This window comes from Pseudomonas sp. SWRI179, assembly GCF_014268705.1.
Classification (GTDB): Bacteria; Pseudomonadota; Gammaproteobacteria; order Pseudomonadales; family Pseudomonadaceae; genus Aquipseudomonas; species Aquipseudomonas zanjanensis.
In genome coordinates, this window is sequence record NZ_JABWRA010000006.1 from 106,784 (window position 1) to 127,543 (window position 20,760).

23 protein-coding genes are annotated in these 20,760 nt (G+C 51.2%); 12 read left to right on the forward strand and 11 right to left on the reverse strand.

The genetic code is table 11. From position 1 onward, the window contains the following. Nucleotides 1-104: 104 nt before the first annotated feature. From HU767_RS05295 to HU767_RS05305, 3 genes are all read left to right on the forward strand, one after another. Nucleotides 105-548, forward strand: coding sequence for an HIT family protein (locus HU767_RS05295; RefSeq protein ID WP_186728699.1), 444 nt, complete (start codon nt 105-107; stop codon nt 546-548). Between the two features lie 384 nt (nt 549-932). Further along, nucleotides 933-1,451 (forward strand): hypothetical protein, encoded by a 519-nt coding sequence (locus tag HU767_RS05300; protein WP_186728697.1) that lies wholly within the window; start codon nt 933-935, stop codon nt 1,449-1,451. Between the two features lie 450 nt (nt 1,452-1,901). Continuing rightward, entirely contained in the window at nt 1,902-2,243 is a 342-nt protein-coding gene (locus HU767_RS05305; RefSeq protein WP_186728696.1) for a DUF6124 family protein, read from the forward strand. A 543-nt stretch (nt 2,244-2,786) separates the two neighbouring features. Here HU767_RS05305 and HU767_RS05310 read toward each other — a convergent pair. Continuing rightward, nucleotides 2,787-3,173, reverse strand: a complete 387-nt coding sequence (locus HU767_RS05310) for an Imm41 family immunity protein (protein ID WP_186728695.1) — start codon at nt 3,171-3,173, stop codon at nt 2,787-2,789. Nucleotides 3,174-3,304: 131 nt separating this feature from the next. Between HU767_RS05310 and HU767_RS05315 the strand changes: the two genes are divergently transcribed. Next, nucleotides 3,305-3,775 (forward strand): hypothetical protein, encoded by a 471-nt coding sequence (locus HU767_RS05315; protein WP_077508731.1) that lies wholly within the window; start codon nt 3,305-3,307, stop codon nt 3,773-3,775. A gap of 154 nt (nt 3,776-3,929) precedes the next feature. On the opposite strand, the gene yidD is transcribed toward HU767_RS05315, so the two are convergent. Together yidD and HU767_RS05325 are read right to left on the reverse strand one after the other, a co-directional pair. Beyond that, nucleotides 3,930-4,208, reverse strand: coding sequence for a membrane protein insertion efficiency factor YidD (gene yidD / locus HU767_RS05320; protein WP_338130170.1), 279 nt, complete (start codon nt 4,206-4,208; stop codon nt 3,930-3,932). Beyond that, nucleotides 4,133-4,375, reverse strand: a complete 243-nt coding sequence (locus HU767_RS05325) for a hypothetical protein (RefSeq protein ID WP_010457973.1) — start codon at nt 4,373-4,375, stop codon at nt 4,133-4,135. The genes yidD and HU767_RS05325 overlap by 76 nt, the downstream gene beginning before the upstream one ends. 102 nt (nt 4,376-4,477) lie before the next feature. Between HU767_RS05325 and HU767_RS28735 the strand changes: the two genes are divergently transcribed. The 4 genes from HU767_RS28735 to HU767_RS05340 all read left to right on the forward strand — a co-directional run bounded on the left by HU767_RS28735 (nt 4,478) and on the right by HU767_RS05340 (nt 7,944). Further along, a complete protein-coding gene (locus HU767_RS28735; RefSeq protein ID WP_250961510.1) occupies nt 4,478-4,768 on the forward strand; it encodes a hypothetical protein in 291 nt (96 codons plus the stop codon). Nucleotides 4,769-5,198: 430 nt separating this feature from the next. Then, a complete protein-coding gene (locus tag HU767_RS05330) occupies nt 5,199-5,378 on the forward strand; it encodes a hypothetical protein (protein ID WP_186728693.1) in 180 nt (59 codons plus the stop codon). Between the two features lie 41 nt (nt 5,379-5,419). Next, nucleotides 5,420-6,763 (forward strand): DarT ssDNA thymidine ADP-ribosyltransferase family protein, encoded by a 1,344-nt coding sequence (locus HU767_RS05335; protein ID WP_186728692.1) that lies wholly within the window; start codon nt 5,420-5,422, stop codon nt 6,761-6,763. Continuing rightward, nucleotides 6,763-7,944, forward strand: coding sequence for a macro domain-containing protein (locus HU767_RS05340; protein ID WP_186728691.1), 1,182 nt, complete (start codon nt 6,763-6,765; stop codon nt 7,942-7,944). Before HU767_RS05335 ends, HU767_RS05340 begins: the two co-directional genes overlap by 1 nt. A gap of 535 nt (nt 7,945-8,479) precedes the next feature. Here HU767_RS05340 and HU767_RS05345 read toward each other — a convergent pair. The 6 genes from HU767_RS05345 to HU767_RS05370 all read right to left on the reverse strand — a co-directional run bounded on the left by HU767_RS05345 (nt 8,480) and on the right by HU767_RS05370 (nt 14,552). Beyond that, nucleotides 8,480-9,379 carry a hypothetical protein gene (locus HU767_RS05345; protein ID WP_186728690.1) on the reverse strand — a complete coding sequence of 300 codons (900 nt, stop codon included), beginning with the start codon at nt 9,377-9,379 and terminating at the stop codon, nt 8,480-8,482. Further along, nucleotides 9,376-10,872, reverse strand: a complete 1,497-nt coding sequence (locus tag HU767_RS05350; RefSeq protein WP_186728689.1) for an AAA family ATPase — start codon at nt 10,870-10,872, stop codon at nt 9,376-9,378. The genes HU767_RS05345 and HU767_RS05350 overlap by 4 nt, the downstream gene beginning before the upstream one ends. A gap of 368 nt (nt 10,873-11,240) precedes the next feature. Next, nucleotides 11,241-11,807 carry a hypothetical protein gene (locus tag HU767_RS05355; protein WP_186728688.1) on the reverse strand — a complete coding sequence of 189 codons (567 nt, stop codon included), beginning with the start codon at nt 11,805-11,807 and terminating at the stop codon, nt 11,241-11,243. 24 nt (nt 11,808-11,831) lie between these two features. Next, nucleotides 11,832-12,212, reverse strand: coding sequence for a hypothetical protein (locus HU767_RS05360; RefSeq protein ID WP_186728687.1), 381 nt, complete (start codon nt 12,210-12,212; stop codon nt 11,832-11,834). Between the two features lie 221 nt (nt 12,213-12,433). Beyond that, a complete protein-coding gene (locus HU767_RS05365) occupies nt 12,434-13,432 on the reverse strand; it encodes a DUF4238 domain-containing protein (protein ID WP_186728686.1) in 999 nt (332 codons plus the stop codon). A gap of 211 nt (nt 13,433-13,643) precedes the next feature. Continuing rightward, entirely contained in the window at nt 13,644-14,552 is a 909-nt protein-coding gene (locus HU767_RS05370; protein WP_186728685.1) for a hypothetical protein, read from the reverse strand. Nucleotides 14,553-14,970: 418 nt separating this feature from the next. On the opposite strand from HU767_RS05370, the gene HU767_RS05375 reads away from it, so the two are divergent. Next, the gene (locus HU767_RS05375) at nt 14,971-15,891 is read left to right on the forward strand and encodes a hypothetical protein (protein ID WP_186728684.1); all 921 of its coding nucleotides are present in this window, start codon (nt 14,971-14,973) and stop codon (nt 15,889-15,891) included. Nucleotides 15,892-16,132: 241 nt separating this feature from the next. Here HU767_RS05375 and HU767_RS05380 read toward each other — a convergent pair whose 3' ends face one another. Together HU767_RS05380 and HU767_RS05385 are read right to left on the reverse strand one after the other, a co-directional pair. Further along, entirely contained in the window at nt 16,133-16,717 is a 585-nt protein-coding gene (locus tag HU767_RS05380) for a DUF805 domain-containing protein (RefSeq protein WP_186728683.1), read from the reverse strand. A 304-nt stretch (nt 16,718-17,021) separates the two neighbouring features. Further along, on the reverse strand, nt 17,022-18,881 hold the full coding sequence (locus HU767_RS05385; protein ID WP_186728682.1) for an ABC transporter ATP-binding protein: 1,860 nt from the start codon (nt 18,879-18,881) through the stop codon (nt 17,022-17,024). Between the two features lie 169 nt (nt 18,882-19,050). Here HU767_RS05385 and HU767_RS05390 point away from each other — a divergent pair, with 169 nt between their 5' ends. The 3 genes from HU767_RS05390 to HU767_RS05400 all read left to right on the forward strand — a co-directional run bounded on the left by HU767_RS05390 (nt 19,051) and on the right by HU767_RS05400 (nt 20,759). After that, on the forward strand, nt 19,051-19,353 hold the full coding sequence (locus HU767_RS05390; RefSeq protein ID WP_122565734.1) for a metalloregulator ArsR/SmtB family transcription factor: 303 nt from the start codon (nt 19,051-19,053) through the stop codon (nt 19,351-19,353). A 63-nt stretch (nt 19,354-19,416) separates the two neighbouring features. After that, nucleotides 19,417-20,391, forward strand: a complete 975-nt coding sequence (locus HU767_RS05395) for a zinc-dependent alcohol dehydrogenase family protein (protein ID WP_186728681.1) — start codon at nt 19,417-19,419, stop codon at nt 20,389-20,391. Between the two features lie 41 nt (nt 20,392-20,432). Then, complete coding sequence (locus tag HU767_RS05400; protein ID WP_186728680.1) at nt 20,433-20,759, forward strand: antibiotic biosynthesis monooxygenase; 327 nt, start codon at nt 20,433-20,435, stop codon at nt 20,757-20,759. The last annotated feature ends 1 nt before the right edge of the window (nt 20,760 follow it).

Consider the following 20,760-nt stretch of genomic DNA (forward strand, 5'->3'; position numbering starts at 1 on the left):
CCCAGCCCTCGGCTTTCAAGCAGACCTCTACGAGACGTCGCCGCTGGACTGTGCTAAATCTCTTACCGGCAACCCACCGCCTTAACCCCATTCAAGGAGTGAACATGAGTCTCCACGGCCATTACGATCCAAAGAACATCTTTGCGCTGATCCTTCGCGGCGATGCGCCGTGCTACAAGATTTACGAAGACGCTGATGTGCTGGCCTTCCTGGATCTCTTTCCGCAATCGCGCGGCCATGTCCTGGTCATCCCCAAGAATTCCCAAGCGCGCAACATCCTCGAAGTCGAGCCCACAGTCCTCGGCGCAATGATGTCGGCCGTGCAGCGCCTGACGCGGATCATCGTGGACGAGCTGCAGCCGGACGGCGTCCAGATCGCCCAGTTCAACGGCGCGGTGGCCGGGCAGACGGTCTACCACATTCACATGCACATCATCCCTCGCTGGGAAGGTGAGGAAGCGGGTGCGCATGGCCGGGGCAAGGCCGATCCCGAGGAACTGGAAAAACTCCAGGCTCGCTTGGTTGCGCGGATCCGCTCAGAGGCCTGACAGCGGGCAAAACCACTTCGCACGCGCTGCCGAGTTGGAGGATTGATCTAGGGGCTGCGCAGCGCTAATCGGTGGCAGTTCGGGCAGGCGTGCGGCGGTACATCCAGCATCGATGCACGCAGGCCCACCGCTTTCGCGAGCAGGCTCGCTCCCACAGGGGATGTCGGGTTGATGGGGGGAATTCCCGCTGTCCCGGGACCCAGTGTGGGAGCGAGCCTGCTCGCGATGGGGGCAATACATTCAACAACAATGCACACAGACCCACCGCTTTCGCGAACAAGGTTGTGCACCCCAGCACAAACCCCACCAACAATTCGCCACTCAATCCCTTGCCAACCGCTACCATTGCACGCTGACCTCCCGACACCCCCGGACTCCACCTCCATGAAATTGCGCCTGCTGACCGCTGCCTTGTTTTTCACTTGTACCCTGGTTCACGCCGCTGAATCGAAACCCGTTCCCAAAGCCCTGGAAGAACAGATCGGCCGCCTGGTCGCGCTGATCAAGGACAGCTACGCCACCGGCTATCCCGAAGCGACGCTGGTGCAGACCCTGGACACCGGCGAGGACAGCCAGGTCACTCTTGCGGTTTTCACCATCGAGGGTTTCGGCATGGGCAACAACTACAGCCAATACCTGGCCGCCTTCACGCCCGAAGAGAACGAAGAGGGCGTGCCGCACTACAGCCTGTTGGACGTGATGCGCATCGGTGGCGACAGCTGGCGGGCCATCGACAACCTCGATGCCAAGTTGGTCAGCGACCCGACGGGTGAACAGACCCTGATCGACATTCCCGTGATGGAGAATACCGACGAGGATGCGCCGAATTTCCCAAGCCGAGCCGCCGTGATTCACCTGTCCCTGGACGGGTCACAGGCCGTGCGATTGGTTGAGATCAAGTAAAGCGGTACGCCGGATCGGATTTTTATGCGATAGCGATAGGCGTTGTGATCTCTCTGGAAAGAGCGTTAGCGCTGGACAAACGTTGCAACCTGTTTCGGTGGTGGAACGGTTAAACGAGTTTGTAGGAAGCGACGGAGCGAATATTGCCCATTGACTTGCAGGACATTTCCTAGAAAATTCCAGTCCCTTGCGCCTGCTGATTTTGGTGCCTAGTCTCTGTCCACCGCTGCCAATTCAGCGGTCGGGTTTAGTCGCTCGGTATCTCGTTAGGCGCAAGGTCTCCTTGAAGTCAGGCTACGTTTTTCTCGCTGATTTTATGGTGGCTGTGCGCAGGGCACTTTCGGGTGCGCCGGTTTCCTAACGTCCCGGTCGACTAACCTGCGCACAGCCGCCACCCCACTTCGTTTAGTCGCGAACAGTGGCGGACCCGACTGACGTTAGGAGGTCCATATGGACAAACTCATCCCAGACCCACCCGTTCCACCGCTGCACCTGGACATCGCGGCCGACGCCAACGCCGAACGTGTCATCGATTCCTATCTGAACCCCAAACCCGCCCAGCCTGACAAGAAGCCACCTCCGGACCAGTTATTCACCGTCGTGGAGGGCGTCGATGTTGAAAGCCTGTTGGCTAACCTCAGCGAAACGTTAGCCTCCGCCAATGCCATGGCCAACGATTTGGCGTTTGACCTGAAGGATTCTCGACGGCATGTTGCACTAGGGCTGCAACAGTTGATTGAACTAGGTCAGCTATTGGCAAACCGGGCACTGGATGTCATCGACCCTAGGTAAGCGTCCGGTGGAATAGACTCCATTTTTAGCAAGATGGATCGGGTCGGAAGCGAAGGGCTGCTTCCGACCCGAAGCGGTCGTAACGCAGCTCCAAATCAGGGCTTGAATGGGTCGATCCAGCCAGGCCGAAGTCCAGCCTCATATTCTTTGCGTACGTAGGCGAGCGACTCTGCGCATCCCATTTCCGCCTCGATAGCGCCTATGCATCCCCAGCAATCTTCGCCGCAATTGCCTGATAGCGGATCTGCTGGATTGTCCAGTAAGCGTCTGCAGATCGTGCAGTATTCCGGCTTATTGCTGTTCGTCATAATCCCACTTTCCAAACGTACGGTCTTGGCCGACAGCTGCCGTGGCCTAACCTTCGCGAGGATTAAGTTCGAATAAGCCAAAGCAATCCAGCAATGGCGCGATTCGCTCGACCATCACGACCTCCGAAGGCAGAACCCTAAGGGCTAGTCGGTCCTGCCTGCTTTCTCGGCATGCGCAAGGCTGGCCGAGGAGCGGTTGATTGACATCAGCGATCATTAACCCCGTCCGGTCAGATTACGGGCCACCTACGAGCCACGGATTGGGTTCGTCAAAGCGAGCCGGTGTCGGCATTTTTCCAGCGAAGAAACCCTCAAACACCATGTGGAATCTCTCGCGGAAATCGTAGATCTGCTTTCTTTTCAGGTTTCGGATCTTGAAGCGATCCTTCCGATCAAAGTGGCATCCGAATAGCAGAGAACTGTAGCTGAATATCTCGAACACCCTATGTGAGAGTGCCTGACTGAAGCTTGTCTCTGTTGCGATTTGATAGAGTGCCCACTCCAGCAGCCAGTATTCTTCACGATCCCAGAGTCCCGCTTCGTGTAATCGTCCGATGAACGAGGCGTCTTCGTATGCTTCGCCCCCAACGAAATTTCTTGCGATCAGAGCGTGCGGATCCATGTTAAGTATTTTCCATATCGGATAAGGTCGACAGCGTACCGAGGTGCCCGCTCTCGGACAATCTTCAGCACAGCTTCCGCGCCCTACATAGCGGAGCGGTTGGCTAGCCTGTCACCCATGGAGCCCAGGAAATGCAGGTTTTTGAAATTTTACCGCTTGAGGCTATTGGTCCTGTTCGTCTTGGCGCAGCACGCGCTACAGCGAGGCAAAAGATGGCTGCCATCGGATTCCCGCTCGAGCATTCCCATGACCGCGTCGATTATTTTTGCGAGTCCTGCGTGCAGGTTTCCCACGGGCCGAACGATGAAGTCAGCTTCATTGGTGTCTGCGGAAACCCGAACGTCACGTTCATGTTCAAGGGAGTCGATGTCTTTGCGCACTCTGCCACACATGTGTTTTCAGTGATGGCTGCTTCGGACAATTCCGGCCAGCACGAATTCTCATCCTATGAATACCTGTTTCCAAACCAAATCCTGACGCTATGGGATGCGGATGAGCAATATGACCGCCAAGGAGGAGAAAGCCGTGAAGTCTGGGGTCAAGTCGGCATCGGAACCAGCGCTTACATGGCGGCCATTCGCGCCATCAAGACAGGCATGTGAATGGATCCCGATTGAATGAGAGATGGTTTACAGGGCCATCTTCGAGCAAAACGCGACCCGTTGGGAACGACAGCTTTCGGCCAAAAGCAGCCCGTCAGGATCATGGCAAGCACTGCTGAACAGTTAAGGCGTCGGGGCTCACTGTCCGACTTATTCAGGGAAAATCTTTCCCGCCGTTCGGGTACCGACACCTGCAGATGCGGCCCACAGCCATGCGGCAGCCGTTTAGAACACCATACTTTTCGATGGCTTGTATCGCATAGTTTGAACAGGAAGGCTCAAATCGGCAGGCATCTCGCAATCGAGAGGGAGCAACTCGCTGATAGCAGCGAATTGCTGAGACGGCGCAAAGCTTGATCATCGGGGCTTGCGCAAAGAAATCACGTAATAGTGGTTCAGCACGTTTTTCTTCCCCATTAACGCGTCGAAGCATCCCGGTTTGACTGAAACGCCAATCGTGTCAATCCGATAGAACTCCCACCCATCCTCAGCATGAGTGTTGACCACATTTTGTAGATAAACAGCGGCCTCGTTACCCCGGTGCTCCTTCGCACGAACTTCAATGTTTGGCGGCACTTGAACCATTTTGTAGATGTACATCCGTGATCACCTTATGAATGCTCGTATTCCCCTGAATACAAAGCGCATTCGCTTTATATCTGGTTCCGAGCCGGATGAACAACCCGAATCGCACGCTCCCAGATCGGCCAGAAAAGCAAGCTCTCACCAGGGCGCCTTCCGGCCATCGGCTGCCAATCGTGGAAGGCAGCTTGCGGTCGTAACAGCCCTATTCGATCCGTGGTTGACCTGCTAGCAGTTGCTGACTTGGCCAAGGTCAATGGCGACCTTGGCCGGGTAGCCGGACTACTGAAACTTTGGCTCGCGGAGAAGCGCGGACAAGGCGCAAGTCCAATGGATGTGGAAGCGATGATGAATGACTTTCGTAAATTGCAGAGCGAGGTGCTTTCCATCATGTCACGCGTCGTAAGATGACTGCTGAACGTGTCGTCTGACACAAAGCAAAGTTCATCTTCGCACAGTCATGCCGTATCGATGCGGCCAATCGAGCGCCTGATGTTAGATTGATAGGTGGCTAGCCAACGCATCGAAGGCTCGTTCTGCAGCATGTTGCATGCATCGACGGAAGCATTGGTTGGCAGCACGCCCTATGTCGAGGCACGCAGTGCTGCGACCTCGATTCATCGGCGATGGAACTGATGAGGCGGGTGACGGCTGTGGTTAAGGTGAGTCGTGAGGCTTTCAGGGCAAGATTTGTGGTGGTTGAAGCCCCAGCACGGGAGGCGCGCACGAATGGTTGCCTTGTACCGCTTGGTGATGGAGGTCGAGAAGCAAATCATGTGATTTGGTATAGACTGGATTGCACGATCCAAAATGCGAATCGGTAAGCATTGTCGAGGCTTAAATGAAAAAACAACATAGGAAAGATCGAGGCCACGATGAAGTTATGGCGGAGGCGTTTGACTCTGATCCAGAATACGCTATCAAACTTGCTGAGGACGTTTTGCGTGATGGCGAACAAGGAGAGATTGAAATTCTGCGTCGGCAGACTCCAATAATTCCAGAAAAATATCAAGAGCAATGATTCTAGTATCGCTTTATCAATAGTTTATTCAAGGGGGAAACATGGCAGTTTCTGTGCACCATAGGGGTCGCAACGCATATCATTTCACATCGATACAGAATCTCGAATCAATAATTGATCACGGTATTTTTTCGACCAATCAGAAAATTGCTCGCGGCATTCTGCACGTTAACGTCGCTGAGGAAGGAATACAGAGGCGTCGGGCTGTTATGCAAGTACCTGGAGCCAACGGGCGGTGTGTTCATGATTATGTACCGTTCTATTTCGCAAAGAAAACGCCTATGCAGCAGGCGGTGCTCTATAAGAAGAACGTAGATCAGCAGTTCATCATTTACCTTTCCGTTTCGGTTTTGCTGATGGAGACACGAGCTGGGGCCTATTACACAAGCGCGTCTGCAAATACGGACGTTCCCCCAGCTTTCTTTTCTGGAAATCATCAGTCTGATCAGCTCGACCAACTAGATTGGCAAACTATCGATAACGGTCGGTGGGGATATGACGACGATGCTCAGAAGCACCGCAAAATGGCGGAGCTTTTGTTACCAGATCATGTCCCATTGTCTGAAATTAATCAGATAGTTACATTTAATCGCAGCGTATCTGACTGCGTTAGGCAAATTTTTCAGAACAAAGGGGTTGTTCCGCCGAGCATTGTTGAGGCGGGAGGGGAGCATTATTATCTAGAGCCTGGTAATTGGAATGCTTCTTTGGTTACAGGGCCTTTTTTCCTCAAGCGTTTTGTAGATGAGGCTGTTTCTCATGTGGCCTCATTTCAGCGTCAGGTGATGCCGAAATTCCAGACCTTAAGTGATGCCTTGCGTGCTATTCGCGCTAACTTCGCGGCCATCAGAGAGCTAGAAGATATCGATGGTCTCGGCGCGAACTACGGGCCACATCGCGAAGATGTTGGCGCTCATTCTCGACGTGTTGCGGGTCTGGTGCTGAACTCACCCGAATATATTCAGTTGGACCCTATCCATCGTGAAGTCTTGGAGCTTGCAGCTTATCTCCACGATATAGGCAAAGGGCCCAAAACACGCTGGCCCAATAGCTTTATGAATAAAGCTGATGGTGAACATCCCAAAAAATCCCTGCCTATGTTGAAAAGAATTTTGACTGAGGATTTGCCTATTCTGCCACCAGATATAGTCCGAAAAATTATAATGCTGGTGACTTATGATGACCTACTGGGTGAGATCGTTGCTAAAGGTCGGGACAAAAGTCAGTTGTTCGATATAATTACTTGTTCTGAAGATATCACTATGTTGGTGGCTTTGAGTAAGGCTGATATTGGTGCGTTAAGTCAAATTTGGTTGATACAGGTCTCTGCTGGAATCGATGCCCTCAGAGTTGAGGCTCTTAAAAAATTGCAAGGTAATATTTAATGATAAAGTTTGTTTCCGGAGATTTTTTTGATTTTGATGCGGATATCATGATCAATACAGTTAACTGTGTTGGTGTGATGGGGGCAGGTGTGGCGCTCGCATTTAAGAAAAGATTTCCTGAAATGTTTGATGACTATGCTGAGAAGTGTCGTTCGGGCATTATTCGCCCCGGCCTGCCTTCCGTTTGGTTGCAAAAGGATATGATCTCGAAAGACATCGAGATCATAAATTTTCCGACTAAAAATCATTGGAAGAATCCATCTGAGTATCATTATATTGATGATGGGTTGGAATGGCTTTCTAAGTATCTTGAAGATAAGAGTGGAAAAGTAGTAACTCTTCCGGCCCTAGGCTGTGGTCATGGTGGTTTGGACTGGGACAGGGTCCGATCCATGATTGCTGAGAAGCTAAAAAACTCTCCTGCGCATATATATGTTTTTGAGCCTTTCGATTCAGTGAAAGCGGGAAATGTCAAAGCTTCGGAGCCAGACTATGAGCAACTGCTTGGTTCGGTTGGGGCTGGGGTTGTTAAATATGCGTCGGACGCATACCCGGAAAAGTTGCGCATCTACACCAAGAAGGATGTGTATTACTATCCAAAACAGCAAAACAAATTTAGATACGATTTTTCAGTTGTGTGCAGCAGCAAGCCTGACTTAAGCGAGATAAATGCTATACGAAAGTTTGTTGATTTCTGCGTTCTCGAGAAGTGCAGTATTTTGTTGGGGGGGACAGCCTTTGAAAAAAAACTCGCGCTTGAACTTTCGACCCAAGGTCTAATTTGCGGCTGTGTTCTCCCATCCGGAATCTACGAGTCCATAAAAAAAGTATCGTCATCAACGCGAAAAGAAAAGCCTAATCTTCTCTCGATAGGTAATCCAGTAGTTGCCTTCGATAAGAAAGAATTTATGCCTTCTGTTTTTGCGAGGATGTATCTTTCTGAGAAGGTGGTGTTTTTCGCTAGCAAGCTTGCTTGGTTGGAAAAATATAAGAGTCAACTCAAACGGATATCTGTAGATGCGTATTACTGCGTTTCTGAAATCAGCTCACCAGAGGATATAAAGGCGGTATTAGACATTCGGGCAAAAGGATTTGACTTGGATATGCCCCTAACAAGCGTTTTCGCGGATGATATTCACAACTCTGATGCGGCTAAGGGGGGAGGGGCGAACTCTGCTTGATCTCAGCTTAGCCAAAGTCGAACATGGTTTCGGTCATGGTGCTTTATGGTCTCGCATCCATAAGGTTTTGATTTTTATCGGTTTTCTATAGATTAAAATAATTGAGTGAGAGTAAGATTTTTTCTTAATGTTTTGATTTTTAAAGATAAAATCTGATTCTAGGCTGATGTGCTCTGCATTGTTAATGGTCTTTCGCATGGCTCGAAAAAGCTAAGTCATAAGATGTATCTCGGTACCATGCTTGGTGGAGCGTTCTAGGCATGGTATTGGAGCAAGCTAAGTTCCAGGCAGGAGTTTGTGCCGGAGTTAGTGGCCGACTACTGCCTTTGGTATCCGGCAGCTAACGGCCATAAACGGACGTTCGCAAGCGGCCACATCCGACCAATTGCGGTCACTTACCGCCACTATCGTATGCAGTCCGCTATCGACATAAAAACGAACTACGGGTATATGCTCTCCAGCTACTTTTTTTAAAAAATGAATACGCTCATACGCCTACGATATCTGATTGCAAAACTCTATACTCCGACACGATTTAAGGAGGTGGAGGCGAGGACTGGCGAAAGCCATTAATACTGGGACCGCCTGCCTGTTTAATTTTGTCGTTAGCATACACAATGAATTCTGGACAGGCCGCTAAGCCGTGCCAAAGGCGGCTATCCCATGCGTTGCAGCCAAGCTTTCCTCTGGCGTCTGCGTACCGTCGCTCCAAAACAATGTCCAGCGCCCGCTGCGAAACCCCTCTAGGATAATATTGACGTAGTTCACCAATAAGCCCGCTTACTGTGCTGGATGCCTCGCCTTTAAACCTGTCAATTAGCCCAAGCCGCTCAAGATGTTGATGAGCAATTGCACCTGCTAGGCTTAGCTTGCCCTCACCTCCACCGTAATATTGGATAGAAAGCTTCCCATTGATGACAGTGACCTTGCAATGCAGCAAGGCGTCCTCATTATCTAAGGTGAAATAAGGGTGGCAGTAAATGAGCTTAGTCTTGTTGAAGTAATTTGACTTTCTCTGGTTGCAGCCATAGCAAATATATACTAAGTTTTCGTGATAAATTGAATACTCTGGAAAGTAATCTTTTGGCATGTAGTGATCCCATGTTTTGGGGTCGTTCAACATGCAATATGCACAACGCTGTACGTTAATTTCAGATTGTGATATTAGAGACTTCAGAATTCTATCCTTGTGAGCGGATAGAGCAGTAGTGCCGACCGAATAACAGGACTTAAGTACCTCCTTCGCTTCGATAGTCCAGACTTGTTCAGTGGGGGGCTTGAAGGCTTTTAAAGTTTTTGAGTAATTCTTGCACAAAGCAAGAACGCCAGCTTGCACCGCTTTCAGTTCTGCTCTTGTTTTCAAATGCTTATTGGCAATTATTGTCGGAAAATAATTTTCGACATCGAGACCATTTGCTGCCATCTGATATCTCATTCCGGCGCCGTCCTTACTTCCTGTAGCGATTCCAAGTAAATGTCTGCGCTCAAACTCAATTGATTACTGAAGATCGCGCGAACTGCTTCAATATCATGATTCGCCTCGGCATACATACGATCTAAAATCGACCTATAGTCGCGATCTGCCTCCGTGGAGGAGAAGACAAATTTGGTGAGTTCGGACAAGCTTTCTCCGAAAGTCTGAAAAGTCGGCTTCAGAACCATGGGTGTCATCCGATCCCGACGGAGTACATGAACACACTCCATAGGCAGCTGTTGAATCACCAAGGGAGAGTGCGTTGCAATAATTGCAAATGAATCTTGGCTTTCCAAAATTTCGCTGAGCGTATTGAGTAGGCCTGTTAATAATTGAGGGTGCAAATGCAACTCGGGCTCATCAAACAAGATCAATGTCCGACGATCGATTTTGGAAAGAATATGAAATACGCAGTTTAGAGCTAGACGCTGACCCGCGCTCAATCGCTCGTACATGCTTTCATTGTTTTCCGGTTCGTCAATGAAAGTCTCCAAATCATCAACCCGGACGAGATTTCCTAGAACCTTTTTAAGTAACTCTCTTTTTTCAATGGATAGACTGGCCAGGGTTGCCTTAATTTCCTCTAAGAGATCCTCTTTGTTTTTGAGCCGCCCTCTTGTACTTTGTAGGCCACAGTAACTATACTTAAATTTCTCTCCTTGCAACTGCGTAGGGCGTTCGAACTCATCAAATGCACTAAATGATACAGCTACCACGCTGTATATTGAGGGCACTGGATTAAGAATGTCATCACCTTGAAGCGCAGACCGCTTTTCTTTTATGGCTTGCTTTGAAAAACGACTCATCAACATAGCAAGCCTTGCCATTACTTGGGTTTTTCCGACACCATTCAGCCCAACAATAGACTGAATTCGTCTAGGGGCACCCAGCTTAGAGTAGAAGTCAAAGTAAAATTCATGAGGGGCGCTCGCTCCCTCCAGCAATATCTTGGCGGTAAATGCGCTTATTAGCTGCTGTTCCGCACCGAAGACAATGCCGGCCTCGTCGAGCAACTCGCGCGCCGTAAAGTCTCTAAGTAGGGATATCTGAAAACATGGTTGTTCTTGAAATCGAAGTTTTATATCAAGAAGAAATGACGCATCATTAAGCGTCTTTAATACATCATGCGCCAATTCCATGCCGAGTGTTGCGAGAGTATCGTAGTATTTTTTTTTGGAGCTAAGTGAACATATAGAATCCAAATGAATCTTGGAAATTAATGCACCGGGCGACAAATCTTGAAACGGCCTATTTTCAATACCTTCAGGCTGGCCATCCTTCATTATTTTCAGTTCATCAAGATGAACTTTATAGTCTTCGCTTACTCTTAACTCAACGTCAAACAACGTATAATAGGAATAATCATTCCAGCTGTCCCTTGCGAGTAATAAATGCGGATACGGAACGTCAGATGGCGCTCCAACAAAAAATCGACTGCAAATATAAATGTCCATCCTAAAGAAGCTAGCAGGATGAACGCATTAAGTCTAGATAGGATTCAGCTTGGCCGTCGATGCTTGGAAGCCACTTTCAATAGTCGCAGATGACCAGCTCAGTTCATAGCTCAATCCCCTTAAGCTGGTCTAGGCTGACAGTCACTACTCCCCGATTGCTGTCGCTCACGAAATGGCAGCTTCTAGCCGATTTCGGCCCTTCGCGACAGGCTGCGATCAGCCAAGAGCAGGCATTCAAGTGAGCATCGAAAATCAGTGGGTGGCTACACCAACACTGGTGCAGCGTGGCGAAATACCCCGCAGCGAAGCTGGGGCTTCAGATTGCCCTACCGATTAGGCTTGGCATTCTTACCAAGAGGGATGAGTTTCTAGGCCAGAGGCTTTTTCTTTCTGATAGAACTGTCGCCGTATTTAGTGATGGCTGACGCCAAGAAATTCAGGCCGGCATCGAGGCGCTCCTCTCGCGCGAGCTTATCCATACCAGGAAACGCTGAGCGCGATTTTTTGACCAGGACAGTTTCAGCGCCGATCTTGTCCGGATAGCTTGCCAGATACCATACCTGGAAAGCCTGCATAGCTGTGGTTAACGGACCACCCAGTTCACCGCATTCCAGCGTGGCGATGAAAATTATGTGATCGTTCTCTTCCTCGTCAAAGTTGAGATGCGCATTTGGATCACGGTCGGCGTGTTTCAGAAAATTCTGAACACTGTTTATTGCCGCCAAGGCTTCCTTCCTTGACAGGCCGGAGCTCTCAACCAAATGTGATCGCCAAGATCCATCTGGCTGCTTATGTTCAACAAGGTCTGCGAGCAAGCCATGAGAGGCAGCCACTAGTGTTCGCACTGCCAATGGATCATGGTCGGCAAAAAATAAGCTAATTGCTTCATTTAACTGCCGAGAAGCTGCTTCGAATTTAGTGCAGGTGACTTGCATAGAAACTAACCTGTGGATGAGTATTCAGCCTGCACCGATGGGTGCGTTGCAAACAGGGCAGTGGCGAAACCGGGTGTTTACTCGGGTGGTTGATGATTTCTTACGCTTCGAGTCCCAACATGCTGGACAGTAGAGGATGTTGTCTCCCTCAAATTGATAGCACCCCCATTTTCTTCCTACAGGCTTTTCGTCAGAGGGCTGGGACGTCTTCTTTAACAGAGCATTCTCTTCCTGTAGCGCTGCGATACGCTCCTTAAGAGCAGCGGCCTCTAGTTTGAGTTCGGCAAGCTCACCGGATAGGTCTGCAAGTAAATTTTTGAACTCGGCGTCGTCGATGTTCTTGGAGATCTCACGTAGCCGTTTTGCTAACGTTATTGATGTGCTTATGGTCGTAATGATATCCATGAGCTTCCCTGATGCAATATCGTTTGGAGTAAACGCGCCGGAGCGCGGAAATACTTTAAGAAGCATAGCTCTTGGGCATCTGGTTCGCTATTTTTTTTGCAAGGTAGCGTACGTCGTACGTTGACGGGAAATATTTCGTTTATTACCAGACTTATCTAGATCAACCAAAAACAAACCATCAAAACGATGACGCGGCAGCACACTATAGTAATTCGGCTTAGTCAATCAGTCCCTCGATCGCCAGTTCTTTTATGGTATCGCCGCCCGATCTGCGCTTTGAAGGGACGAATCGCGCTCTCGGTATCTCCGATGATATGCACCATGGCTTGGGCAGCAACTTTGAAATTGAGCTCCAAGACAGTATCCTCATCAACCTTATTCTTGCCTGGAGTGAACCGATTAGAATCGCAGATGACGTAGGCTATCCGTGGAGAGATCGGGTAGTAGAAGTCGGCATGCTTAGGCGCGGCGAATACAGTTTCTGATACACATGAGTGCACATTGACAACAGGATGGTCTGACGTGATGAATCGCGATTTGGTGTCATTTATCAACAATGCGTGTGTAGCGTTATTGCGATCTGCGTACAGGCTTAACCCAAGATTCATCCCGAACATGTAACTTAGAAACCACCATGCATGCGCCATCGCGTCAGCCACTTCAATCTCAAGTTCGGTGCGCCGAGGTAGAATTTGAATCGCACCATCTCGGAAGGTTTTGGTGCGGGATATCTGGTGTCCGAAAAACGCCATGAACTCCACCATATTTTGTTGATTCTGCAATACATCGAGCTGCTCATCGGCCAGCGCAGCCAACACTGGGAGCGCCGCTTTTTCGTGGGACGCGTGTAGATTTTCGAGCAAATTACACTTAATTGCATGGAGATGACGCTCGACTTCCGGTTTCTCGGAGCCAGACCTACGGTAGATCGTTTCAGCGTGTTGCATCATCAGGAAGTCATTTAGGTACGACATGTGCTGTTGTTGAAGACGTTTGGGGCTTTGTTTGGAAAAGCCTTTGATCACTTCGACATGTTTGTTGGTAAGCGTTGTAGCCTTGTAAAAGTAGTCGTCAGCAGCTACGGCTCGTACGCTGTCGAGAGCAATCTTCCCTGTCTTCGTGGTGTAGAAAACATTCTTCGTCCCGTTACCCCAGCGTGTAAGATATTTCGCCCAGATGTAATGGTGCCGCTTCTTGGCTTCAAGGTCTTTAAGCGACATGGCATTCGATCCATTGTTTGTTAGCTCGCAAGCTCTCAATCTACGAGGCTCTAGTCAAGTCGGAGTCTTTACCTGCTTGTTGGTGAATGCTCGTCAGTGAACTTCAGATCAAAGGCCGCTTCGAGTCGGAAGCGGTCAGTTATGACCGGCTGCGGTCGACCCATTGCAGACGGTCGCAAATACCTATTTTCAAAACAGCTTATGGAAGGCTTTACGCACCACACTCCGTATCAAGTCGAATTATCAGTTGTTCATAGACGCTATGAATTAATACTGGCAGATCATTCTCAAAATAATAACCCATAAAGCCTCGCGCGATGGTGTGAGACAAGCCAATTTTCTTTTGAGTCGGTGACAAATTTGGTGTTCCCGGACGATATTTGAATGAGTCGAGATTGTCAGGATCGGAATTTTCGGCCTGAGTTTCTTGTTTTACATCCAACAAATCCCAGCCTGTATTTATCTCTTCAAGTAGGGTTCTGCTATAGGAAATGAAGGTCAGCATATTCCTAGCAAGAAACGGATCATCCAGATTGGCGAAATCAATTGTCGACAACTGTTCAATATTTTTTTCAAACAATGACATACTTCTTCGTATGTCTGAAGCTTTCCAACTATAATCAGACCAATTGCTCTTGTTGCTTCCAAATCTAGGCGGAAATAATACCGCTGAATCATATTTGTCAAGTCCACCCTTGGCGTGGTCACGAACATAAACTAGGTAGGAGTACGTTTCCTCAATCAAACTTTTCAGGTTAGAGCGCGCGCGCACATGCTCTTCCACCTGTCTAGCGCGTTGAGCTTTGATGCTCATACGATGAGTACCGACCGCAATGAGTGCGGCAGCAATGATAGCCTCCACACTCCCAATTGCCTGAATCCAAGCTGTCCAGTCTTTCTTTTCTGCCCAAACAAAAATCGCAATTACTGGCGCTATAAATGAGCAAGCGATGATAAAGCGAAGCGCAAAGGCATCAACTATTGCTACGTCATTCGCTATTTTATTGGCAGCTAATTTTGCTATATTTTTAGAGGACATTATTTCCCAGGCCCAGCAACCATTGTTTATTTTCCTAAAATCAGACTGGCACGCTACCGTAGCTTCGGAATTTTGATCCACTTCTCGATGCTCAGCGTGCAGAATTTCATATGAGATCGAAAGGTATCATTTTGACACCATCCATGAAAGAAATCTCGTCTTTTGGTGGCACAGATGCTCCTGAATTGCCCAAGCCTATAGGGGAAGTTGATTAGGGGCATAAGCCATCGCACGAGAGTGACCGGTTTTGGTCTAGCCCTGCCTGTCACGCCCGGCGCCACTCGCCCCCCCTTACACCAGGTTAGCACCTGAAAAAGTCGGCTAGGAGTGGGCACTAGACAAGCCAATGACACAATAGTAGCTTCCTAATCATAACTATCCAGCGATATGTTGCAAGCTACATGTTACTATAATAATTTTTTTGCACTCTGTGACTTGTTGTATACTTACAATCTGGATAGATTCAGAATCATTTAGCTCACGGCTATAAGGTCTATTGATGGAAAATAGTAAAATTAAAGGGCTGCTTTCTGTTGAAGTAAAAGCGCCTCCAATAGTGGCAGGCACTATTGCAACAGTGAGTTTGATTGTCAGAAATCCTTTCTCTGAAAAGGTCATAATTGAGTCTATTCAAGCACCTTCGTCAGCGCCATTACTACCTTCTAAATCAGTGCGGGTGGAGAGTTCGGCTGGGGAAGGCAATGCAGAGCGGGGTTGGATTCATCGCTTGCTTACTGGGTTTTCAAACTTCCGCGTAACAGAAATTAGTTTCGGATCGCTTACCGCTGAGTTTCCTGCTCCAAGAGGAAGTAATTTCCATATAAATATGGAGCCAAAATCAAAGCTAACTGTAAAGACCCCGTTTAAGCCTAACGACAACGTTCATATCAATCATGCAGAAGGCGCGGAGGTCGTGTTCGACAACCCCGTTGTAGAGAAGGGGGCCAGTATTGGTGCGGACAGAGAAATTCCGCCCTACCAAGAGGATTTGGCCTCGTTCGAGCTTCAGACAGCTCACTGGCTATTTGTAAAGCCAAAGGTGCTTGATCTATATGCGCTGATAAAGTTTCGGGTCGGTGATGAGCCCCGAAGCCAAGTTGTCCCCGTGACGGTATCCGTCCAGCCGCCAGTTAAATCAATTGTTCTTGGCGCAGTATCGGGCGGCATACTAGGATGGCTTGCACGGCAATTGAATAATGGTATTCTTTCACCGGAATTTTCGATCGCAGCTTCTATTGTGAGCGCATTGGGAATAATTGTGATGGCCATGATTCTTGCCATTGTGTTATCTCGTCAAGAGTCGTCAAAAGGTTTTGTGACTCTTGAAGATTTTTACGGTGCGTTTGTGGTAGGGGCGATCCTCGGGTATGCGGGCACCCAATACTTTGAGACATCCCTAAAAGCCGTGGCCGGAAATTGATGCAGTGACTGATCAAGTGCCTTTGTGACTGCTTTTGGCCGATTGCTGCCTATCGTGAGGGGCTGCAATCGGCCAAGAACGGGCGTTTAGAGCAGAGAAATAAATCTGTTCTCTTTTCCCAATGGACATCACCGCGGCGTACGCAGGGCTATCGCGTGGTGCGCGCAACGCTCTCTACAAAGGCACCTGAGCACTTGGCGCCGCGCAATGAGGTGAAGCATGGACTTCGCGTACGCTAACGTTATGCCTGAACCAATGCATTAAAGAACCACTCGTAGGGTGCCCGTGGGTTGTATTGGGGAAAATACACAACTATCACGGTTAAAGTTACAAGCAGCAGCACCACCAACAGCGCGGTAAGTAGCTTTACCGACGTCGAAAGAGGTGGATTGGGCGGGCCGTATTTATTAATCGCTTTACGCCCCGGAAGCATGAAGAGCGGAAGCGTTATCACAAAGCCGATAACAGGGACTACGCTGAGAATTCCCCATATCGGACTCCAGCCTAGATCACGTGCCCTGCGTACCAGTAGAGACACGTTGAGCAGCATGGCAGGAACGACAACGGTGACACCGACTATCAGCAAAACCACCAGTTGATGGCGCAACCCCACCATAAAGAACGTCAGCAAAATGCACGGAAGAACCAGCACCAAGGGCACATGAATCAGCCAGAACCGCGCTAGAGAAATACGCCCGGAAAAATCCAAAATCTTGGGGTTTGAAAACGTGACAACCTCGTCGTCAATCAGTTGGGCGTCGCCCGGTCGGTATGGGTTTTCGATTTCGCTGCTGATGCTGCCGAAAACGGGTTCTATCCGGGCCATTTAGTGCTATTCCCTTATGTTTGATGGTGCTATTCACGTCACAACGTTTACGCCTCATATCTAATCGAAGGCCGGCATCAAACTCAAGAGAAAAGACGCTATCGTGTGAGGGGGGGGCTGTGTGCACCACAGCATGTGTGGGTCTGTCGCAGGGTGCGCGCAGTGCACCTTACTGAAGCCGCTAGTAAAAAGGCGGGTCATGTCCCTACTCTGAACGACGGCTTCTGGGCCGAAAGCTGCCCGTTGTAAAGGACAGCTGACGACCCAAAACACCCACCTGCAGATCCCCCCAGGCCCTTCACGCTTAGACCTGATCCATCGCCTCCGTCACCCACCGATCCTCCCCCAGGAACCCGCCACTCTGATGGTGCCACAGCCGCGCATAGATGCCGTTCTTGGCGAGCAATTGTGCGTGGGTACCCTGTTCAATGATCCGCCCGTCATCCATGACAATCAGTCGATCCATCGCCGCAATCGTCGACAGCCGATGAGCAATGGCGATGACCGTTTTCCCCTGCATCATTTCATCGAGGCTTTCCTGGATGGCCACTTCGACTTCCGAGTCCAGCGCGCTGGTCGCCTCGTCAAGGAGCAGGATTGGCGCGTTCTTGAGCATCACTCGGGCAATCGCGATGCGCTGGCGCTGGCCGCCCGACAGCTTGATGCCGCGCTCGCCCACCAAGGTGTCGTAGCCGGAGTGACCTTGGCGGTCGCTCAGTTGGCTGATGAACTCATCGGCCTGGGCATTGGCCGCCGCGCGGCGGATTTGTGCGTCAGTTGCATCGGGTCGGCCGTAGGCGATGTTGTCACGAATGGAGCGGTGCAGCAGGGACGTATCCTGGGTGACCATGCCGATGGCGCTGCGCAGGCTGTCTTGTGTCACGCGGGATATGTCTTGCCCGTCGATGCGGATCTGCCCGCTGTCGACATCATAAAAGCGCAGCAGCAAGTTGATGAGCGTGGATTTGCCGGCGCCGGAGCGGCCCACCAGGCCGATTTTCTCGCCCGGGCGGATGTCCAGGCTCAGGCCATCGAGCACCTGGCGTTCACCGTTGTAGTTGAAGCTCACGTTGTCGAAGGTGACCGCGCCGCCGGAGGTCACCAGTACCCCCGCGTCCGGCGCGTCCTGCACCTTGGGGCCGCGGGTCAGGGTTGCCATGCCATCCTGCACGGTGCCGATGCTCTCGAACAGCGAGGTCATTTGCCACATGATCCAGTGCGACATGCCATTGATGCGCAACGCCATGGCGGTGATGGCCGCCACCGCGCCGGCGCCGACGTCGCCCTGGTGCCACAACCAAAGCGCATAGCCGCCAGCGGCCATGATCAGCCCCACCACCAACGCTTGGTTGACGATCTCGAACTGGCTGACCAGGCGCATCTGGCGAAAGCCGGTCTGCTTGAAATCCTCCATGGCCGCGCGCGCGAAGTGCGCTTCACGGTTGGAATGGGAGAACAGTTTCACGGTGGTGATGTTGGTGTAGGCGTCCGAGATCCGTCCGGTCATCGACGAGCGGGCATTGGCCTGTTCCTGTCCGACTTTGCCCAGGCGGGGCACGAAGTAGAGCATGGCCAGCCCGAACAGCACGATCCAGGCCACGAAGGGCAGCATCAGTTTCAGGGCGAAGCCGCCGGCCAAGGCGATAATCGCGATGAAATATACGCCGATTCCCGGGGCGATCTCGATCAGGGTGAACAGCACGTCGCGCACGGCCAGGGCCGTCTGCATCACCTTGGTGGTGACCCGGCCGGAAAACTCATCGGAAAAAAACGAAAGGCTTTGCCGCAGCATCAGGCGGTGGAAGTCCCAACGCAGCCGCAACGGCAAGTTGATCGCCAATATCTGGTGCTGCACCATCGTACGCAGCGCCACCAGCCCGACGCTGGCCACCATGACGATACCCATGCCCCACAGCACGCGACTTTCCTGCGCTGCCGCGTCACCCCCGGCTTGCCAGGTCGAGAGCAGGTCCACGACTTGGCCGAGGAACGAAAACAGCCAGGCTTCGTAGATCGACACGCCGGCGCTGAGCAGCGCAAACGCCAGGATGTAACCGCGGGCGCCCCGGGTGCAGGCCCAAAGGAACCGAGCCAGGCCGTTGGGCGGCGGGGGGACTTCGTCGGGTGGGAAGGGGTTGAGTCTTTGTTCAAATACGCGAAGCATGGTGGTCTCCGAAACGATCAATGACGGAGATTCTGCCATTTAAAGACTGCTTTGAGGGTTATGTGAAGTGGTGGGTATGGCTCTCTTGGCATGTCGCCCAGGATGTTGGGGCCAGGGAAGGGGCTAATCAGCGTATTGACATATCGAAAAATCTCGATATTCTCGGGGCATGGAATTGATCGAAATATTCAAAGCGCTCTCGAACCCTACACGCCTGGAAATCTTGAAAGGCTTGAAGGATCCCGCAAAGAACTTCCCTCCGCAGGATGAAGGTGACGTTCTCACGGTGGGCGTCTGCGTCAGCAGTATTCAAGAAGGTATCGGACTGTCGCAGTCAACGGTGTCCGGTTACCTTGCAACGCTGCAACGAGTGGGCTTGGTCGAAGTCCGGCGTATCGGTCAGTGGACCTACTACAAGCGCAATGAAGCAACCATCAGCGCGCTTGCCGAGGTCATAGGGAAAGAATTGTAGTTTTTTTTACCGTAACATATCGAGATATCTCGATATTCCTTTTTATAGATGTGAGGAATTACGATGAAAGCAATGGTACTTAAATCATTCGGCGGCTCGGGATCGTTCGAACTGCGCGACGTGCCCAAGCCTGTACCGCGCACCGGACAAGTCTTGGTCCGAGTGCACGCAACCTCTATCAATCCGTTGGATTACCAGGTTCGTCGCGGCGACTATCCCGACTTGGTGCAGCTGCCGGCCATAACCGGACACGATGTATCGGGCGTTGTCGAAGAGGTTGGGCCGGGAGTGACCGCCTTCGCTCCAGGGGACGAAGTCTGGTACACCCCGCAAATATTTGACGGGCCAGGCAGTTATGCCGAGTACCACGTTGCCGCCGAAAGCATCATCGGGAAGAAGCCAGCCTCGCTGAGCCATCTCGAGGCGGCAAGCCTGAGCCTGGTTGGCGGGACGGTGTGGGAAGCATTGATCGTGCGTGCGGCGCTCAGGGTGGGGGAAAGCATTCTGATCCACGGCGGCGCGGGGGGCGTCGGGCATGTGGCGATCCAGGTGGCCAAAGCCATGGGCGCAAGGGTGTTCACGACCGTGCGTGAGGCAAACGCCGGGTTCGTGCGAAGCCTGGGAGCCGATGTGGTCATCGACTATGAAAAGGAGGACTACGTCGACGCCATCATGGGGGAAACGGGTGGTCGCGGAGTGGATGTGGTGTTCGACACCATCGGCGGCAATACCTTGTCGCGCAGCCCCGACGCGCTGGCACAGCTTGGCCGCGTTGTCTCGATCGTGGACATTGCGCAGCCACAAAATCTTGTCCAGGCCTGGGGCAAGAATGCGAGTTACCACTTCGTTTTCACCAGGCAGAACCGCGGCAAGCTCGATGACTTGAGCGCATTGGTCGCGCGAGGTCAGCTGCGGCCACACGTTGGCGCCGTCTATTCGCTTGCCGACATTGGGCTGGCCCATGCCCGGCTGGAGAGCCCCAACAACGGTGTTCAAGGAAAAATCGCGATAGCGGTCGAGCCTTCGCTGATCCCGTAATTGCGTACGTTTAACCGTTCAAGCCATTTTCGAGGAATACCATGATTTATGAGATCGCTCTGCTCCCCGTTCACAAAGAACGCATTGAAACGTTCAGGCGTGCATTTGCCGAGGTCGCTCCTTTGCTCACCCGGGCAAAGGGTTACGGCGGTCACTTGCTGGCGCAAGGGATCGAGACCCCCGAGCAATTCAACCTGATCGTGCGATGGCAGTCACTTGAGGATCACACGCCGGGTTTCGAAGCGAGTGAAGACCATCGGGTGTTCATGATGGGCCTAGAGGAATATTTTTCGGAGGAACCGAGGGTCTACCACATCGAGGGGGCCGCCTCCTGTTCACCGTTTCTGACCGAGCAGTGGCCGAATTGAC

Coding starts and splice junctions, on each gene's coding strand:
- HU767_RS05310 (WP_186728695.1), bottom strand. CDS start 3,173: ATGGATCCGCACGCTCTGATCGCAAGAAATTTCGTTGGGGGCGAAGCA.
- HU767_RS05390 (WP_122565734.1), top strand. CDS start 19,051: ATGGAATTGATCGAAATATTCAAAGCGCTCTCGAACCCTACACGCCTG.
- HU767_RS05305 (WP_186728696.1), top strand. CDS start 1,902: ATGGACAAACTCATCCCAGACCCACCCGTTCCACCGCTGCACCTGGAC.
- HU767_RS05395 (WP_186728681.1), top strand. CDS start 19,417: ATGAAAGCAATGGTACTTAAATCATTCGGCGGCTCGGGATCGTTCGAA.
- yidD (WP_338130170.1), bottom strand. CDS start 4,208: ATGCTTCGACGCGTTAATGGGGAAGAAAAACGTGCTGAACCACTATTA.
- HU767_RS05295 (WP_186728699.1), top strand. CDS start 105: ATGAGTCTCCACGGCCATTACGATCCAAAGAACATCTTTGCGCTGATC.
- HU767_RS05380 (WP_186728683.1), bottom strand. CDS start 16,717: ATGGCCCGGATAGAACCCGTTTTCGGCAGCATCAGCAGCGAAATCGAA.
- HU767_RS05355 (WP_186728688.1), bottom strand. CDS start 11,807: ATGCAAGTCACCTGCACTAAATTCGAAGCAGCTTCTCGGCAGTTAAAT.
- HU767_RS05300 (WP_186728697.1), top strand. CDS start 933: ATGAAATTGCGCCTGCTGACCGCTGCCTTGTTTTTCACTTGTACCCTG.
- HU767_RS05400 (WP_186728680.1), top strand. CDS start 20,433: ATGATTTATGAGATCGCTCTGCTCCCCGTTCACAAAGAACGCATTGAA.
- HU767_RS05335 (WP_186728692.1), top strand. CDS start 5,420: ATGGCAGTTTCTGTGCACCATAGGGGTCGCAACGCATATCATTTCACA.
- HU767_RS05350 (WP_186728689.1), bottom strand. CDS start 10,872: ATGGACATTTATATTTGCAGTCGATTTTTTGTTGGAGCGCCATCTGAC.
- HU767_RS05330 (WP_186728693.1), top strand. CDS start 5,199: ATGAAAAAACAACATAGGAAAGATCGAGGCCACGATGAAGTTATGGCG.
- HU767_RS05345 (WP_186728690.1), bottom strand. CDS start 9,379: ATGAGATATCAGATGGCAGCAAATGGTCTCGATGTCGAAAATTATTTT.
- HU767_RS05325 (WP_010457973.1), bottom strand. CDS start 4,375: ATGTACATCTACAAAATGGTTCAAGTGCCGCCAAACATTGAAGTTCGT.
- HU767_RS05385 (WP_186728682.1), bottom strand. CDS start 18,881: ATGCTTCGCGTATTTGAACAAAGACTCAACCCCTTCCCACCCGACGAA.
- HU767_RS05360 (WP_186728687.1), bottom strand. CDS start 12,212: ATGGATATCATTACGACCATAAGCACATCAATAACGTTAGCAAAACGG.
- HU767_RS05375 (WP_186728684.1), top strand. CDS start 14,971: ATGGAAAATAGTAAAATTAAAGGGCTGCTTTCTGTTGAAGTAAAAGCG.
- HU767_RS05315 (WP_077508731.1), top strand. CDS start 3,305: ATGCAGGTTTTTGAAATTTTACCGCTTGAGGCTATTGGTCCTGTTCGT.
- HU767_RS05340 (WP_186728691.1), top strand. CDS start 6,763: ATGATAAAGTTTGTTTCCGGAGATTTTTTTGATTTTGATGCGGATATC.
- HU767_RS05365 (WP_186728686.1), bottom strand. CDS start 13,432: ATGTCGCTTAAAGACCTTGAAGCCAAGAAGCGGCACCATTACATCTGG.